The 15599-nt window shown below is 71.4% G+C and carries 15 protein-coding genes; 3 read left to right on the forward strand and 12 right to left on the reverse strand.

Annotation, left to right across the window (positions count from 1 at the left end):
* Positions 1 to 79 precede the first annotated feature (79 nt).
* Complete coding sequence (locus tag QIT00_RS06605) at positions 80 to 1045, reverse strand: ROK family protein (protein WP_282534148.1); 966 nt, start codon at positions 1043 to 1045, stop codon at positions 80 to 82.
* Positions 1046 to 1309: 264 nt separating this feature from the next.
* Between QIT00_RS06605 and QIT00_RS06610 the strand changes: the two genes are divergently transcribed.
* On the forward strand, positions 1310 to 2296 hold the full coding sequence (locus QIT00_RS06610) for a LacI family DNA-binding transcriptional regulator (RefSeq protein WP_282534300.1): 987 nt from the start codon (positions 1310 to 1312) through the stop codon (positions 2294 to 2296).
* A 363-nt stretch (positions 2297 to 2659) separates the two neighbouring features.
* Here QIT00_RS06610 and QIT00_RS06615 read toward each other — a convergent pair whose 3' ends face one another.
* From QIT00_RS06615 to QIT00_RS06640, 6 genes are all read right to left on the reverse strand, one after another.
* On the reverse strand, positions 2660 to 4483 hold the full coding sequence (locus QIT00_RS06615) for a serine/threonine-protein kinase (RefSeq protein WP_282534149.1): 1824 nt from the start codon (positions 4481 to 4483) through the stop codon (positions 2660 to 2662).
* Positions 4484 to 4576: 93 nt separating this feature from the next.
* The gene (locus QIT00_RS06620) at positions 4577 to 5866 is read right to left on the reverse strand and encodes a DUF6986 family protein (protein WP_282534150.1); all 1290 of its coding nucleotides are present in this window, start codon (positions 5864 to 5866) and stop codon (positions 4577 to 4579) included.
* A gap of 358 nt (positions 5867 to 6224) precedes the next feature.
* Positions 6225 to 7187 (reverse strand): electron transfer flavoprotein subunit alpha/FixB family protein, encoded by a 963-nt coding sequence (locus QIT00_RS06625; RefSeq protein WP_282534151.1) that lies wholly within the window; start codon positions 7185 to 7187, stop codon positions 6225 to 6227.
* A 64-nt stretch (positions 7188 to 7251) separates the two neighbouring features.
* Complete coding sequence (locus QIT00_RS06630) at positions 7252 to 8046, reverse strand: electron transfer flavoprotein subunit beta/FixA family protein (RefSeq protein ID WP_282534152.1); 795 nt, start codon at positions 8044 to 8046, stop codon at positions 7252 to 7254.
* A gap of 192 nt (positions 8047 to 8238) precedes the next feature.
* Positions 8239 to 8748 (reverse strand): flavin reductase family protein, encoded by a 510-nt coding sequence (locus tag QIT00_RS06635; RefSeq protein WP_282534153.1) that lies wholly within the window; start codon positions 8746 to 8748, stop codon positions 8239 to 8241.
* A 206-nt stretch (positions 8749 to 8954) separates the two neighbouring features.
* Positions 8955 to 9362 (reverse strand): TlpA family protein disulfide reductase, encoded by a 408-nt coding sequence (locus QIT00_RS06640; RefSeq protein WP_282534154.1) that lies wholly within the window; start codon positions 9360 to 9362, stop codon positions 8955 to 8957.
* A gap of 74 nt (positions 9363 to 9436) precedes the next feature.
* On the opposite strand from QIT00_RS06640, the gene QIT00_RS06645 reads away from it, so the two are divergent.
* The gene (locus QIT00_RS06645) at positions 9437 to 9865 is read left to right on the forward strand and encodes a DUF4395 domain-containing protein (protein WP_282534155.1); all 429 of its coding nucleotides are present in this window, start codon (positions 9437 to 9439) and stop codon (positions 9863 to 9865) included.
* 202 nt (positions 9866 to 10067) lie between these two features.
* Positions 10068 to 10775 carry a lysophospholipid acyltransferase family protein gene (locus QIT00_RS06650; protein ID WP_282534156.1) on the forward strand — a complete coding sequence of 236 codons (708 nt, stop codon included), beginning with the start codon at positions 10068 to 10070 and terminating at the stop codon, positions 10773 to 10775.
* A 122-nt stretch (positions 10776 to 10897) separates the two neighbouring features.
* Here the strand turns inward: QIT00_RS06650 and QIT00_RS06655 are convergent, their stop codons facing one another.
* The 5 genes from QIT00_RS06655 to QIT00_RS06675 form a co-directional block, all read right to left on the reverse strand.
* Entirely contained in the window at positions 10898 to 11590 is a 693-nt protein-coding gene (locus QIT00_RS06655; protein WP_282534157.1) for a B3/B4 domain-containing protein, read from the reverse strand.
* Positions 11591 to 11612: 22 nt separating this feature from the next.
* Entirely contained in the window at positions 11613 to 12212 is a 600-nt protein-coding gene (locus QIT00_RS06660) for a transglutaminase domain-containing protein (protein ID WP_282534158.1), read from the reverse strand.
* A gap of 69 nt (positions 12213 to 12281) precedes the next feature.
* A complete protein-coding gene (locus QIT00_RS06665) occupies positions 12282 to 13373 on the reverse strand; it encodes a threonine aldolase family protein (protein ID WP_282534159.1) in 1092 nt (363 codons plus the stop codon).
* Entirely contained in the window at positions 13370 to 14134 is a 765-nt protein-coding gene (locus QIT00_RS06670) for an SDR family NAD(P)-dependent oxidoreductase (protein WP_282534160.1), read from the reverse strand. Before QIT00_RS06670 ends, QIT00_RS06665 begins: the two co-directional genes overlap by 4 nt.
* Before the next feature lie 29 nt (positions 14135 to 14163).
* Positions 14164 to 15564 (reverse strand): DUF6421 family protein, encoded by a 1401-nt coding sequence (locus tag QIT00_RS06675; protein WP_282534161.1) that lies wholly within the window; start codon positions 15562 to 15564, stop codon positions 14164 to 14166.
* Positions 15565 to 15599: the final 35 nt, after the last annotated feature.

Here is a 15599-nt window from a genome sequence, read left to right on the forward strand (position 1 = left end):
CGGTGATCATTCCGAGGTCGGTGAGCGCGCTCGCCAGCCGTACGTCACAGCTGTGTTGGAAAGCCCGCGCAGAGAACCCTCAGGCCCCGCCGCCCACCACCATGTCCCGCCGCCGCTCCGGCGCCCCGAGGGCCGCGGCCGCCGCGCCGATCAGTCCGGCGTCCGTGCCGGTGACAGCCGGGGTCACGGTCAGGCCGCTGACGAAGGAGAGCGTGGCGTAGTCGCGCAGCGCGCGGCGCAGCGGGACGAACAGGACATCGCCCGCCTTGGCCACTCCCCCGCCGATCACCGCGATGTCGATCTCCACGAGTGTGGCCGTCGCGGCGATCCCGGCCGCGAGCGCCTGGGCGGCGCGCTCGAAGGAGGCGCGCGCCACGGGGTCCCCCGCGCGGGCCGCCGCGGCGACCGCGGCCGCGGAGCTGTCGCCGTCCGGCCCCGGAACCCAGCCGTCGCGCACGGCTCGGCGCGCGATGTTCGGCCCGCTGGCGATCCGCTCCACGCAACCGCGCGCCCCGCACGGACACGGATCGCCGTCCAGGTCCACGCTGATGTGGCCGATGTGCCCGGCGTTGCCCGTAGGGCCCGGGTGCAGCCGCCCGCCGAGGACCAGGCCGCCGCCGACACCCGTCGAGACGACCATGCACAGCGCGTTGTCGTACCCCTGCGCGGCGCCCTGCCAGTGCTCGGCGGCGGTGATGGCCACACCGTCGCCGATCAGCTCCACGGGCAGCCCGCCGCTCGCCGCGATCACGCGCTCGACCAGCGGAAAGCCGCGCCAGCCCGGGACGTTGACCGGGCTGACCGTGCCCTTCGACGCGTCGACGGGGCCGGCGCTGCCGATGCCGAGCGCGCGGGCCCGCGGCCAGTGCGACGAGGTGGACAGCTCAGCGACCACGGCCTCGACGGCCCGCATCACGGTCTCGCCGTCCTCCTGCGCCGGGGTCGGGCGCTGGGCCCGCACAAGGATCCGCCCGCGCAGGTCCACCAGCGCACCAGCGATCTTGGTGCCGCCGATGTCGAGCGCGGCGACGATGTCGTTCTGCATCAGAGTCGGATCTCCTGGTCGTTCCGCTGGTCGTTCCGTTGGTCGTTCTGCTGGGCGTTCCGCTGGGCGTTCCGCTGGTGGGGGATCTACGAACAGTCTCCACCGAGACTGACAACGTTGTCTAGGCTCTATGCTCGACGGCACAGCCGTCGAACCCGCCGCCCCCGACCCGCCGAGCCCCACGGGGCGCCGTTGCACCAGAACAGGACAGCACACGTGGCCGAGACCGCCCGACCCGAGCACCGCTACGGCAACCGTCCCACGATGAAGGACGTCGCAGCCCGCGCCGGCGTCGGCCTGAAGACGGTGTCCCGCGTCGTCAACGGCGAACCCGGCGTCACGCCCGACACCGAGCGCCGCGTCCAGGAAGCCATCGAGGCGCTCGGATTCAGGCGCAACGACAGTGCCCGGGTCCTGCGCAAGGGTCGCACGGCCAGCATCGGTCTCGTACTGGAGGACCTCGCCGACCCGTTCTACGGCCCGCTCAGCCGCGCCGTCGAGGAGGTCGCCCGCGCGCACGGCGCCCTGCTCATCAACGGCTCCAGCGCCGAAGACCCGGACCGCGAACAGGAGTTGGTGCTCGCCCTGTGCGCGCGCCGGGTCGACGGGCTCGTGGTGATCCCGGCCGGTGACGACCACCGCTATCTGGAGCCGGAGCTCAAGGCGGGCGTCGCCACGGTCTTCGTGGACCGCCCGGCCGGGCGGATCGACGCGGACGTGGTGCTCTCGGACAACTTCGGCGGCGCGCGCGACGGCGTGGCCCATCTGATCGCGCACGGCCACCGCAGGATCGGCTTCATCGGCGACCAGCCCCGTATCCACACGGCCGCCGAGCGCCTGCGCGGCTATCGCGCCGCGATGACGGAGGCCGGGCTTCCGGTGCACGACTCCTGGGTCTCGCTCGGCTCCACGGCACCGGAGCGGGTCCGCTCGGCGGCCGAGGCCATACTCTCCGGGCCCGAGCCGGTCACGGCGATCTTCGCGGGCAACAACCGCGTGACGGTCACGGTCGTACGGGTCCTCGCCGACCTCGACCGCCCGGTGGCCCTGGTCGGCTTCGACGACTTCGAGCTGGCCGACATGCTGCGCCCGGGCGTGACGGTGATCGCCCAGGACGCCGCGGCGTTGGGCCGTACGGCGGCGGAGCGCCTGTTCCACCGGCTCGACGGCGCGCCCGACACCGCCCAGCGCTTCGAGCTGAGCACCCGCCTGATCAGGCGCGGGTCGGGGGAATTGCCTCCGGCGGGCTGAGGCGCGGACGGGACGAGCGAGTCGCGGCGCTTCGGGGGCTCCGCCCCCGGACCCCCTCCCTCAAGCTCTCGGCTTCGCTCGAGCAGGGGGGACCCCCATCTCAATCGCCGGAGGGGCTGAGAATTCAGCCCGTCCGGCGATTGAGGACGAGCGCCTCAGCGCGATACGGGGTCCGGGGCGGAGCCCCGGGATGGGGGGCCGGGGGCGCAGCCGAAGAACAGCCCCTGGGACAACCGCCCGCACCCGAGCCGACCCGCCACGAACCCTGCAAACATGGCCCCGACGCCGCACGCCCGGAGTGGAACTAGGAGGGCGGCAGACCGTACGCAGCACGTCACCCGGCCACCGCGGCCAACCGGCCGTTCAGCAGACCGGCAACCCGGGCAGGGGCTTGTCGTTCTCGCCGCCCTTGATGTAGACGTCGCTGACGAACACGTTCGTGTTGCCGCTGTCGTCGTCGGTCTTGGCCCACCAGACGTTCGTCCAGCCCTGGTAGGTCTCGCGGCGGCCCAGGTTCTGCTGGCAGTAGAAGTAGTTGGTGCCCGCGTTGAGGACGCCCGCCTTGGCGCCGGACGCCGTGTACGAGTCGGCCGTGCGCCAGACGTCGCAGTTGTACTTGCCGCCGCCCGCGGGGTGGCAGACCGGGGCCGGTTCTCCGCCGCCGCCCGAGGAGCCGGACGAGCCGGAGCCTCCGGAGGCGCCGCCGGAGCCACCCGACGTACCGCCCGAATCGCCGCCCGTGGAGCTGCCGCCGTCCGAGCCGCCGTCCGCTCCTCCGTCGGAGCCGCCGCTCGTGGTGCCGCCGTCGCCCGCGGGCTTCGAGGCGTCCTCGTCGGGCTTGTCCTCGGAGCCGTCCGGTGAACTCGACGAGGGGGAGGGTGAGTTGGCGCCCTGCTCGGTCGGCTCGGGCTTGCCCGACGCGCTCGGGCCCGCCTCCTTCGACGGGTACTCGGGCGCGTTCGGCCCTCCGCTGCCGCCCGCCTCGACGCGCTTCCCGTCTCCCCCGGCCAGCCACACGTACCCACCGCCGCCCGCCGCGAGGACCGCGAGCACCGCCGCGGCGACGATCAGCGTACGGCGGCGCCCCCGCTGGGCCGGGGCGCCGGGGACCGGAGTGACCAGCGGGGTGTCCGAGCCGCCCGGGGTGTCCGCGCCGTGCGCGGCGAACGGGCCCGGTTCGTACGGGCCATGGGGTGACTGCGGCCCGCCGCCGACCGGCGAGGGCGTGACCGGGAAGCCGCCGGAGCCGACCGTCGGCGCGCCGTGCACGGGCGGGACGCCGGGCGTGGGCCGGGCGCCGGGGCGCAGCACCGTGGTGTCGTCGTCCCGGTCCGACTCGGCGACGGCGGTGAGGAGCCGGACGGCCGTCTCGGCGTCGGGGCGGGCCTGCGGGTCCTTCGCCATGAGCTGCTGGAGGACCGGCGCGAGGGGACCGGCCTGGACCGGGGCGGGCAGCGGTTCGCTGACGATCGCGGTGAGCGTCGACCACGTGGACGTGCGGCGGAAGGGGGCATTGCCCTCGACCGTGCCGTAGAGCGTCGCGCCGAGGGCCCAGATGTCGGAGGCCGGGCCCGGCTCGTGGCCCTGGGCGCGCTCGGGCGCCAAGTAGTCGAGGGAGCCGACGAGTTCGCCGCTGCGGGTGAGGTTGGTGGAGTTGCCGTCCCCCGGGTCGTCCACCATGGCGATGCCGAAGTCGGTGAGGACGACGCGCCCGCCGCGCTCCAGGAGGACGTTGCCCGGCTTGACGTCGCGGTGCAGGACGCCCGCCTGGTGGGCGGCTGCGAGCGCCTCCATCACCTTGGCGCCGATGGCCGCGGCCTCGCGCGGCGGGAGCGTGCCGCGCTCGCGCAGGACGTCGTCCAGGGACGGGCCGTCGACCAGCTCCATGACGATCAGCGGGCGGCCGTCGACCTCCGCCACGTCGTGCACGGCGATGACGCCGGTGTGCCGGACCCGGGCGGCGGCTCTGGCCTCGCGCTGCATACGGGTGCGGAGCGCGGCCAGCTCGGTCGCGGCCGCGTCCGTGAACGTACGCAGCTCCTTGACGGCGACCGGGCGGCCGAGGACCTCGTCGACAGCCCGCCAGACGATGCCCATGCCGCCGCGGCCGAGCTGCTCCTGGACGCGGTACCGGCCCGCGAGCAGGCGGCCGGCGCCGTCACCCTGTTGGTTCTCCCCCGAAGCCACCGCTGCCCCGCTCCTCTGTACGGCCTACTGCTGCACGGCCTGCTGCCAAGACGCGTACAGACTAAGGGGCGGCGGTGACACCGCGTGCGGCCGTTACTGGGCCGATGCCGTGAGGGCCGCGCGGCGCGGCGAGGAGAAGCCTTCGAGGTCGGCTCGGGTCAGACCGGTGAGGCGGGCGACCTCGGCGATGTCGAGGGCGCCGCAGTCGAGGCCGCGCAGCAGGTAGCCGCTGAGGGCCTTGGCGGTGGCGGGCTCGTCCGCGATGTCACCCTCGACGTGGTTCGCATAGGCGGAGAGGCGCTTGCCGGCGGCCTCGAAGCCCTCGCGGTAGAAGGCGAACACGGCGGCGTACCGGGTGGGGATGTGCGCCGGGTGCATGTCCCAGCCCTGGTAGTACGCGCGGGCCAGGGCGCGCCTGGTCAGGCCGTAGTGCAGCTTCCAGGCCTCGTGGACGTGGGCGGTGGAGCCGACCGGCAGGACGTTGGTGGAGCCGTCGGAGACGCGGACGCCGGTGCCGGCGGCGGCGACCTGCATGATCGCCTTGGCGTGGTCGGCGGCCGGGTGGTCGCTGGCCTGGTAGGCGGCGGAGACGCCGAGGCAGGCGCTGTAGTCGAAGGTGCCGTAGTGCAGGCCGGTGGCGCGGCCCTCGGCGGCGTCGATCATGCGGGCGACGTTGGCGGTGCCGTCGGCGGCGAGGATGGACTGGCTGGTCTCGATCTGGATCTCGAAGCCGATCCGGCCCGCCTCCAGGCCGCGGGCCTTCTCGAACTCCTCGACGAGCCGCACCATCGCGGTGACCTGCTCGGTGTACGTCACCTTCGGCAGGGTCAGGACGAGTCCCTCGGGCAGGCCGCCGGCCTCCATCAGGCCGGTGAGGAAGACGTCGAGCGTGCGGATGCCGCGGTCGCGGACCGGGGACTCCATGCACTTCATGCGGATGCCCATGTACGGGGAGGCGGTGCCGTTCTCGTACGCCTCGGCGATGATGCGGGCGGCGCGGGCGGCGTCGTGGTCTTCGTCCTTGCCCTTGTAGCCGTCCTCGAAGTCGACGCGGAGGTCTTCAATCGGCTCGCGCTCCAGCTTGGCGCGCACGCGCGCGTAGACCGGCTCGGCCAGTTCGTCGCTCAGGCCGACGGCCTCGGCGAAGGTGGCGGCGTCCGGGGCGTGCTCGTCGAGGGCGGCCAGGGCCTTGTCGCCCCAGCTGCGGATGGTGTCCGCGGCGAAGACCTCACCCGGTACGTACACGGTGTGGACCGGCTGGCGGGTGCCTGGGTCTCCGGGGTAGCGGCGCTCCAACTCGGCGTCCACCGGGGCGAGGGACGCGCTGATGCCCTCGCTGACCGCGCCCGCGAGGCTCGTCGCCACCTGCTCTTGCTGACCCATCCTTACACCCTCCACGTCACGTTTTTCCGCTGCACGGAATCAACAATCCGTATGGTGAAGTTATCTGTGTACCTTCCACCTGGTCAACACCCCCCTTTCTCCCCGGACCTGCACCGTTCACCACTCCGGTCCCGATCCGTTCACCACGCCCCTTCGAGGATGCCCTGCCTTCAGGCGGGAGAACCAAGGGGCGGCGCCGGGAGGTCGCCGCTGGTCGGGCATGCCCCGTCAAACTCCCCGGAACGATCCAGTTCCCGAGCGACCATCTGCCCCTACAGGCGACGCTCACGCTCGCGTAGCCGTACGGGGACGCGCGAAGGCCCCCGGGCGGTCCCGGGGGCCTTCGGTGCGAACAGGCTCAGCCCTTGCGGGTGTTGACCTCTTCGGTGAGCTGCGGGACGACCTCGAAGAGGTCGCCGACCACGCCGTAGTCGACCAGGTCGAAGATCGGGGCCTCGGCGTCCTTGTTGATCGCCACGATCGTCTTCGACGTCTGCATACCGGCACGGTGCTGGATCGCACCCGAGATGCCGGACGCGATGTACAGCTGCGGGGACACGCTCTTACCGGTCTGGCCGACCTGGTTCGAGTGCGGGTACCAGCCCGCGTCCACCGCGGCACGCGAGGCACCGACGGCCGCACCGAGCGAGTCGGCGAGGGCCTCGATGATCGCGAAGTTCTCCGCGCCGTTGACGCCACGGCCACCGGAGACCACGATCGCGGCCTCGGTCAGCTCCGGACGACCGGTCGACTCACGCGGCGTACGCGCGACGACCTTCGTACCGGTCGCGGCGTCCGAGAAGGACACGGCCAGGGCCTCAACCGCACCCGCGGCCGGAGCGGCCTCCACGGCAGCCGAGTTCGGCTTGACCGTGATGACCGGAGTGCCCTGCGTGATGCGGGACTTGGTGGTGAAGGAAGCTGCGAACGCGGACTGCGTCGCGACCGGGCCCTCGTCACCCGCCTCCAGGTCGACGGCGTCGGTGATGATGCCGGACTTGATACGGACCGCCAGACGCGCGGCGATCTCCTTGCCCTCGGCGGAGGACGGCACCAGGACGGCGGCCGGGGACACGGCCTCGTACGCGGCCTGCAGCGCGTCCACCTTCGGCACGACGAGGTAGTCGGCGAACTCGGCGGAGTCGTTGGTGAGGACCTTGACCGCACCGTGCTCGGCGAGCGCGGCGGCGGTGTCGGCGGCGCCGTTGCCCAGCGCGACGGCGACGGGCTCGCCGATGCGACGGGCCAGGGTCAGCAGTTCAAGGGTGGGCTTGCGGACGGCACCGTCCACGTGGTCGACGTAGACCAGAACTTCAGCCATGGGACTTCTTCTCTCCTGCGTTGCGAAGAAAAACGGTGAGGGGCTTGACCGGGCTCTGCGGGGCTCAGATGAACTTCTGGCCCGCGAGGAACTCGGCCAGCTGCTTGCCGCCCGCCCCCTCGTCCTTGACGATCGTGCCCGCGGTACGGGCCGGACGCTCCGTGGCCTCGTCGACCTTGGTCCAGGCACCCTCCAGGCCGACTTCCTCGGCCTCGATGTCCAGGTCGTCCAGGTCAAGGGACTCCACCGGCTTCTTCTTGGCGGCCATGATGCCCTTGAACGACGGGTAGCGGGCCTCGCCCGACTGGTCCGTCACCGACACGACGGCCGGAAGCGCGGCCTCCAGCTGCTCGGACGCGGTGTCACCGTCACGACGGCCCTTGACCGTACCGTTGGGGCCTCCCTCGACCGAGACCTCGGAGAGCAGCGTGACCTGCGGGACGCCGAGGCGCTCCGCGAGGATCGCCGGCAGCACACCCATGGTGCCGTCGGTGGACGCCATACCGGCGATGACCAGGTCGTAACCCGTCTTCTCGATCGCCTTGGCGAGCACCAGGGACGTACCCATGACGTCGGTGCCGTGCAGGTCGTCGTCCTCGACGTGCACGGCCTTGTCGGCGCCCATGGACAGCGCCTTGCGCAGCGCGTCCTTGGCGTCCTCCGGACCGACCGTCAGGACGGTGATCTCCGCGTCATCGGCCTCGTCGGCAATCTGCAGGGCCTGCTCGACCGCGTACTCGTCGAGCTCCGACAGCAGGCCGTCGACATCGTCGCGGTCGACGGTCAGGTCATCGGTGAAGTGCCGGTCGCCGGTGGCGTCGGGCACGTACTTCACACAGACAACGATCCTCAAGCTCACGCCGGCTCTCCTACTGCATCGTCATTTCTGGGCTGCTGCCTTATTACAGGCAGCATAGGCGCCTGAAGAGGCGGATCCCGGTCGGGGCGACCCGCGCTCCGATCGAAATGTTACTTGCTAGTACATCCACTACCTGCCCATTAAGCAAGCGCTCAGCACTGTGACGTTGCCAACGCCGGGCGGGCCGCGGACTCAGTCCCGCAGCGCGGTGAAGCGGCCCTGGTGGTAGAGGAGCGGACGGCCGACTCCGGCGGGGTCTCCGACGACGACCTGGCCGAGGACGAGCCGGTGATCGCCCGCGGGCACCCGGGCCACGACCCGGCAGACCATCCAGGCGAGCACGTCGTCCAGGACCGGCACACCCTCGGGGCCCTCGTGCCAGCGCGTGGGCGAACCGAAGCGGTCGGCGCCACTGCGCGCGAAGGTGGCGGCGAGGTCCTGCTGGTGCTCGCCGAGTATGTGGATGCCGACGTGCTCGGTGTCGGAGATCACGGGCCAGCTTGAGGAGCCGGTGCCGATACCGAAGGAGACGAGGGGCGGGTCGGCGGCGGCCGAGCTGAGGGAGGTGGCGGTGAAACCCACCGGTCCCGCGGGCCCGTTCGCGGTGATCACGGCGACGCCGGCCGCGTGCCGCCGGAAGACCGAGCGCAGCAGGTCGGGTGAGGCGAGCTGCGGGGTACGAAGGTCGGGTGAGGCCGTCATGGAGTTGTCCTTCTGCCGTGGTGAACGAGGTCCGTGGCTGCTCAGCGGCCCGGACAGCGCGCGCTCGCATGACGGCCGAGGTCCACGTGGGCGCGCTCGAAAAGAAGGATTTCCTGCGGCATGGAGTCAGGCTGACGATAGGTGTGGCGTGCAGTCAAGTGCGTACCGGGATATGGGAGCAGGCTCACGGCGGGCGCCCCGCGGGCTCAGACCGCCTCGCCGAGCGCGGCGATGACGTCCGCCTTCCGCGGCTGGCCGCTCGCGCGGCGCACCAACCGGCCCCGGGCGTCGAGGACGAGGACCGTGGGCGTGCGCAGGATGTCGAGGTCGCGGACGAGTTGGAGGCGCTCCTCGGCGTCGATCTCGATGTGGGCCACGCCGGGGACGAGTCGGCTCACCTCGGTGAGCGTGCGCCGCGTGGCCCGGCAGGGCTGGCAGAAGGCGCTGGAGAACTGCACGAGGGTGGCGCGCTCGCCGAGGGCGGCACCCAACTCCCGCTCGCCGAGCACCTGTTCACCGTCGCGCACCTTGAGCCTCCCGCTCCGCCGTCGGTGCAGCAGTCCGTAGGCGCTCGCCGCGAGGAGCACCGCCACACACACCATGAGTCCGGTCATCACCGCGTGCAGCACTCATGAAGCCGCGAACATTCCCGTTCCCCTGGAGTGGCTTCCCGGGCGATGCTTGCCCTGTGGACCCCAAAGACGAGATCGACGCACGCGGACCCCGCTTCGGCGCCGCCCTGACGACGGTCGTGCTCGCCCTGGTGCTGATCACGGGCAGCGTCTGGCTGCTGGCCTGGCAGGCCCTGTGTTTCGCGACAGGTGTGGCCGCGGGGGTGCGGCGCACACCGTACGGGCTGCTGTTCCGCACGGTCGTACGGCCGCGGCTCGGGCCCGTCACGGAACGCGAGTCGCCCGCGCCGCCGCGGTTCGCACAGGCGGTCGGGCTGCTCTTCGCCGCGCTCGGGCTCGTGGGGTACGCCGTGGGCCCGGAGTGGCTGGGAATGGCCGCTACGGCGTGTGCGCTGGCGGCGGCGTTCCTCAACGCGGCGTTCGCGTACTGCCTCGGCTGCCGGCTGTTTCTGCTCTTCAAGCGGGGTACGAGCGTTCGGATCTGAGTCGGACCTGAGTCGGACCTGAGTCGGATCCGAGTACGCGAACGGGGCGTACGTGACGAGAATCTCCCTGCTCACCGCCGTGAGGGGTGGCTACTCGGCCGTCGATGGGGCACGATCTGCGCAGCGCCCGAAACCTACGGGCCCGTAACTTACCCGCCAGGGGAGACCCTTCCCAGGCGCACAGAAGGGTCGATCGCCCCCCATGGCAGAACTCGTCTACCGTCCGGTCATCGGTGCCGCGCTCACCATGTTCAAAGCGCTGGACCTGAGGATCGACCTGAAGGGTGCGGAGAACATTCCGCGCACCGGTGGCGCGGTCCTGGTGAGCAACCACATCAGCTACATGGACTTCATCTTCGCGGGGCTCGCGGCCCGTCCGCAGAAGCGCCTCGTGCGGTTCATGGCGAAGGACGCGGTGTTCCGGCACAAGGTGTCCGGTCCGCTGATGCGCGGCATGAAGCACATCCCGGTGGACCGCAACCAGGGGGAGGCGGCGTACGCGCACGCCCTCGACTCGCTGCGGTCCGGACAGATCGTGGGCGTCTTCCCGGAGGCGACGATCTCGCCGTCGTTCACGCTGAAGAGCTTCAAGTCGGGTGCCGCGCGGATGGCGCAGGAGGCCGGGGTTCCGCTGATCCCGGTGGCGCTGTGGGGCACGCAGCGGCTGTGGACCAAGGGACGGCCGCGGAACTTCAGGCGCAGCCACATCCCGGTGACGATCCGGGTGGGCGAGCCGGTGGAGGCGCCGCGCGAGCAGTACGCGGGGGCGATCACGCGGCGGCTGCGCGGGCGGGTCCAGGACCTCCTGGAAGCCGCCCAGCGCGCCTATCCCGTACGCCCCAAGGGGCTGGACGACACGTGGTGGGTGCCGGCGCACCTCGGGGGTACGGCTCCGGAGCCGGTGAAGTAGCGCGGGGCGCAGGTCTTTCAGTCCCCATCCCCGCCCCTTCCCGAAAGCCTGCGGCGCTGTCGTTTTGGCTTTCCCGCCGTTGTGGCTGAGCGCGCAGTTCCCCGTGCCCCTGCCGGGGCGCCCTACTCCGGCGCGCCCAGCTGTACCCGCGCCCCCGGGCTGAACTTCTCCAGGAGCTCGGCGAGTTCGGCCCCCGCCCGCTCCAGGTCGGCGAGCGGCATCGGCGCGAGCGACTCCAGCAGGAACAGCGCGCTCGTCGAGTCCTCCGTGAGGCGCGTGCGGGGGCCCTGGCGCCAGTTCCAGCGGCGGCAGGTGACGCCCGCTTCGTCACGCCAGACGACCTCACCCGCGTCCGGGTGCTCGACGGTCTCCTCCCCCGCCGCCGTCGTCACGAACTCCTCGTCGCCCTGCGCCCGTACGAGACGCATGCCGCCCCGGATGCGGTCGAGGTCCTCGCCGCCGACCGGGATCAGGTGGGCCACGCTGATCGCGTTGTAGACGTCGACCAGGACGTTGATGCGGGGCAGTCCGCCGTCCGTGAGGGCGCGCTTCGCGAGGGCCTCGGCGGAGTTGCGGGTGCGCGAGGGCTTGGCGCCGAACGCGGTGTACGCCGCGCGCCAGGCCGCCATGTGCGGGTCCTCGTGCGGGGCGCGGCCGTCGAGCCGGTCGGCGAGGCGGCGCGCGGCGTCGTCGAGGAGGGCCGAACTGGCCTCGGTGCTGGGGCCGTTGACGAGCCCGCGGGCCTCGATGGCGAGGTGGGTGAAGCCGGGGACGAGGGTGCGGACCTCGTCCGCGACGGTCAGTTCGAGAGTCATGCCGAGCCTTGGGTCGAAGCGGTCACAGTGTGTCGGGGAGCGTCCGCCACAGCGTCGGGCGGTCGGGGGCGGCCTTCAGAGCGTCCAGGACCACGACGTGCGGTTCAGCATAGAGTACGGGATAGTCCAGCTCACTGAACTCCGCCCGCGGTACCCACGCAAGCCGCTCCCCGGAGAGCGAGAACCGCGCGTCCACGCCGGGCTTGTTGCCCCGTACGTCCTGGCGGTGCCAGGCGCCGTCGAGCCACACCGCGATCAGGCCGTGCAGGGCATGCCCCTCCTCCGGGCCGTCGCCGAGGGTCAGCCGCTGGTAGCAGAACGCGGTGGGGATATCGGCGGCGCGCAGCAGGGCGGCGGCCAGATGAGCCTTGGCGTGACAGATGCCGGTACGGAGTTCCAGTACGTCCGAGGCGCGCCAGGTGACCCGCGGATCACCGGAGTCCTGCGAGTGCGGCACGGCGTCCCGTACGAAGGCATAGGCGGCGCGGGCGTATGCGTATACATCGGGCGTCGAGGCCTGGAGGCGTTCCACCTCGCGCCGGATCGACGGGTGACCGTGGTCCACCGCCTCGTTCTCGGCCAGATAAACGGAGAGTTGAGGGTGTTCCTGGAGGAGTTCCATGCGGCCAGAACGTACGGAAGCGGCCGACCGCAAGTCAATCACTTTACGGTCGGCCGCATACTCATACACTTAGCGGGAGGCCATCTCCTCCTTGAGGGCGGCCACGAATCCGTCCACGTCGTCCGCGGTGGTGTCGAAGGAGCACATCCAGCGCACGTCGCCCGCCGCCTCGTCCCAGAAGTAGAAGCGGTAGCGCTGCTGCAGGCGCTCGCTCACGTCGTGCGGGAGGCGCGCGAAGACGGCGTTGGCCTGCACGGGGTGCAGGATCTCCACCCCGTCGACGGCGCGGACGCCCTCGGCGAGGCGCTGGGCCATCTCGTTGGCGTGCCGGGCGTTGCGCAGCCACAGATCCTTGGCCAGCAGCGCCTCCAACTGCACGGAGACGAACCGCATCTTGGACGCCAGCTGCATGGACAGCTTCCGCAGATGCTTCATGTGCCGCACCGCGTCCGGGTTCAGGACGACGACGGCCTCGCCGAACAGGGCACCGTTCTTGGTGCCGCCGAAGGAGAGCACATCGACCCCGGCGCGGTTGGTGAAGGTCCGCATCGGTACGTCGAGGGAGGCGGCCGCGTTCGCGATGCGGGCGCCGTCCAGGTGCACCTTCATGCCGTGCGCGTGGGCGTGCTCGCAGATCGCGCGGATCTCCTCGGGCGTGTAGACGGTGCCCAGTTCGGTGTTCTGCGCGATCGAGACGACCTGCGGCATCGCCCGGTGCTCGTCGTCCCAGCCGTACGCCTCCCGGTCGATCAGCTCCGGGGTGAGCTTGCCGTCCGGCGTCGCCACGGTGAGGAGCTTGAGGCCGCCGACCTTCTCGGGGGCACCGCACTCGTCGACGTGGATGTGCGCGGTGTCGGCGCAGATCACCGCGCCCCAGCGGTCGGTGAGCGCCTGAAGTGCCGTGACGTTGGCGCCCGTTCCGTTGAAGACCGGGAAGGCCTCGGCGCTCGCGCCGAAGTGGCCGCGGATCACCTGCTGGAGGTGCGCGGTGTAGTCGTCCTCACCGTACGCGACCTGGTGGCCGCCGTTGGCGAGGGCGAGGGCCGCGAGTATCTCGGGGTGTGCCCCGGCGTAGTTGTCGCTGGCGAAGCCTCGTGTCTCCGGGTCGTGATGGCGGCGGGCGTCTGTCTTCGGAGGGTTCGGAGGGTTCGGAGGGTTCACGGCTTCTCGGTCAGCCACTGGCGGGTTCCGTTCACATCCTCGGCGGGCCGCTCCCACACTCCGGCGATGGCCTCGGCCAGCTCCGTCACGTCGGTGAAGCCCGCGAACTTCGCGTTGGGGCGTTCGGCTCGCATGGCCTCGTGCACCAGCGCCTTCACCACCAGGATGACCGCTGCCGAGGTCAGCTCGGAACCGTCCGCCTTGGCCGTCTTGCGGAAGGCGTCGCCGAGGGCGAGCGTCCAGGCCTCGGCGGCCGCCTTGGACGCGGCGTACGCGGCGTTGCCGGCCGTCGGCTTGCTCGCGCCGGCGGCGCTGACCAGGACGTACCGCCCGCGGTCGCTGCGGCGCAGGCCCTGCTCGAAGGCGAGCGAGGTGTGCTGGACGGTGCGGATCAGGAGCTTCTCCAGGACGTCCCAGTCGGCCAGGTCGGTCTCGGCGAAGGTCGCGCTGCCGCGCCAGCCGCCGACCAGGTGCACGAGGCCGTCGATCCGCCCGAACTCCTTCTCGGTACGGGCGACCCAGTCGCGGGTGGCGTCGAGGTCGAGGAGGTCGACCGTGTCGCCGGTGACCGTCGCGCCGCCGTGCGCGTACCGGGCGGCGTCCACGGCCTCGGCGAGGCGGGTCGCGTCCGCGTCGGAGGCGACCACCGTGGCGCCCGCCTCGGCCAGGCGCAGCAGGGTGGCCCGCCCAGCGGGTCCGGCCGCTCCTGCCACCGCGATCACAGCACCGTTCAGCACACCGTTCCCGTTTCCGTCTCTCATGGTCCTCACCTCCGCGTCGGCGGGGCGGCTCACGCGGCGACCCGCTGGACGTCCGCTGCCGTGATCCCCCTGGTCGAGGCGATCACGCCCTTGAGCTTCTTGGAAAGCGCCTCATAGAACATGCTCAGCGGAAACTCGTCCGCAAGCACCTCGTCGACCAGTTTGCGGGGCGGCAAGGAGGTGTCCAGGGCGTCCGGGCCCTTGGCCCAGCGCGATCCCGGGTGCGGGGCGAGATAGGTGGAGACCAGGTCGTACGCGGCGAACCAATGCACCAGCTTGGGGCGGTCGATGCCCGCGCGGTACAGCTCCTCGATCTCGGCGCAGAGCTGGTTGGTGATCTGCGGGGCCCGGTCCCAGTCGATGCGCAGGGTGTTGTCGGTCCAGCGCACCACGTCGTGCTTGTGCAGGTACGCGAAGAGCAGCTGGCCGCCGAGGCCGTCGTAGTTCTTGACGCGGTCGCCGGTGACGGGGAAGCGGAACATCCGGTCGAAGAGCACGGCGTACTGGACGTCGCGGCCGTGCCGGTTGCCCTCGGACTCCAGCTTCACGGCCTCCTTGAAGGCGGTGAGGTCGCAGCGCAGCTCCTCCAGGCCGTACATCCAGAACGGCTGGCGCTGCTTGATCATGAACGGGTCGAAGGGCAGGTCGCCGTGGCTGTGGGTGCGGTCGTGGACCATGTCCCAGAGCACGAAGGCTTCCTTGCAGCGCTCCTGGTCGCCGATCATCTCGCGGATGTCGTCGGGCAGTTCGAGCCCGAGGAGGTCGACGGCGGACTCGGTGACGCGGCGGAAGCGGGCCGCCTCGCGGTCGCAGAAGATGCCGCCCCAGGAGAAGCGCTCGGGGGCCTCGCGCACGGCGATCGTCTCGGGGAAGAGCACCGCGGAGTTGGTGTCGTACCCGGAGGTGAAGTCCTCGAAGGTGATGCCGCAGAACAGCGGGTTGTCGTAGCGCGTGGCCTCCAGGTCGGCCAGCCAGTCGGGCCAGACCATCTTGAGGGCGACCGCCTCGAGGTTGCGGTCGGGGTTGCCGTTCTGCGTGTACATCGGGAAGACCACGAGGTGCTGCAGTCCGTCCTCGCGCCGCGCGGCGGGCTGGAAGGCGAGCAGCGAGTCCAGGAAGTCGGGCACCTGGAAGCCCTCGTCGGCCCAGCGCCGCAGGTCGAGGCCGAGGGCCCGGAGATACGCGGCGTCGTGCGGGAGCAGCGGCGCGAGCTGCTCGACCGCGGATATGACGCGGTCCACGGTGAGCTCGGCCACGGAGCGGGGCGGGGCGTGCTCGGCGTCGAAGTCGATCGAGCCGTCCGCGGACTGCCAGGGCCTGATCTCCTCCACGGCATCCTTGAGCACCGGCCAGGCAGGGTGCTCGATCACCCTGGATGACGCGGAAGGAATCTGTCCCTCCGCCACAGGCTGCACAAGAATTTCCGTCATGTCACTTCCTCCACGGGAGAACCTCGCGTAAAGAC

Source organism: Streptomyces luteolus (assembly GCF_029968015.1).
Taxonomy (GTDB): domain Bacteria; phylum Actinomycetota; class Actinomycetes; order Streptomycetales; family Streptomycetaceae; genus Streptomyces; species Streptomyces luteolus.

What these genes read in the sequence shown, in the direction of transcription:
- QIT00_RS06605 (WP_282534148.1), bottom strand. Translation starts at nt 1,045, where the DNA reads ATGCAGAACGACATCGTCGCCGCGCTCGACATCGGCGGCACCAAGATC.
- QIT00_RS06610 (WP_282534300.1), top strand. Translation starts at nt 1,310, where the DNA reads ATGAAGGACGTCGCAGCCCGCGCCGGCGTCGGCCTGAAGACGGTGTCC.
- QIT00_RS06620 (WP_282534150.1), bottom strand. Translation starts at nt 5,866, where the DNA reads ATGGGTCAGCAAGAGCAGGTGGCGACGAGCCTCGCGGGCGCGGTCAGC.
- QIT00_RS06625 (WP_282534151.1), bottom strand. Translation starts at nt 7,187, where the DNA reads ATGGCTGAAGTTCTGGTCTACGTCGACCACGTGGACGGTGCCGTCCGC.
- QIT00_RS06635 (WP_282534153.1), bottom strand. Translation starts at nt 8,748, where the DNA reads ATGACGGCCTCACCCGACCTTCGTACCCCGCAGCTCGCCTCACCCGAC.
- QIT00_RS06640 (WP_282534154.1), bottom strand. Translation starts at nt 9,362, where the DNA reads ATGACCGGACTCATGGTGTGTGTGGCGGTGCTCCTCGCGGCGAGCGCC.
- QIT00_RS06650 (WP_282534156.1), top strand. Translation starts at nt 10,068, where the DNA reads ATGGCAGAACTCGTCTACCGTCCGGTCATCGGTGCCGCGCTCACCATG.
- QIT00_RS06655 (WP_282534157.1), bottom strand. Translation starts at nt 11,590, where the DNA reads ATGACTCTCGAACTGACCGTCGCGGACGAGGTCCGCACCCTCGTCCCC.
- QIT00_RS06660 (WP_282534158.1), bottom strand. Translation starts at nt 12,212, where the DNA reads ATGGAACTCCTCCAGGAACACCCTCAACTCTCCGTTTATCTGGCCGAG.
- QIT00_RS06670 (WP_282534160.1), bottom strand. Translation starts at nt 14,134, where the DNA reads ATGAGAGACGGAAACGGGAACGGTGTGCTGAACGGTGCTGTGATCGCG.
- QIT00_RS06675 (WP_282534161.1), bottom strand. Translation starts at nt 15,564, where the DNA reads ATGACGGAAATTCTTGTGCAGCCTGTGGCGGAGGGACAGATTCCTTCC.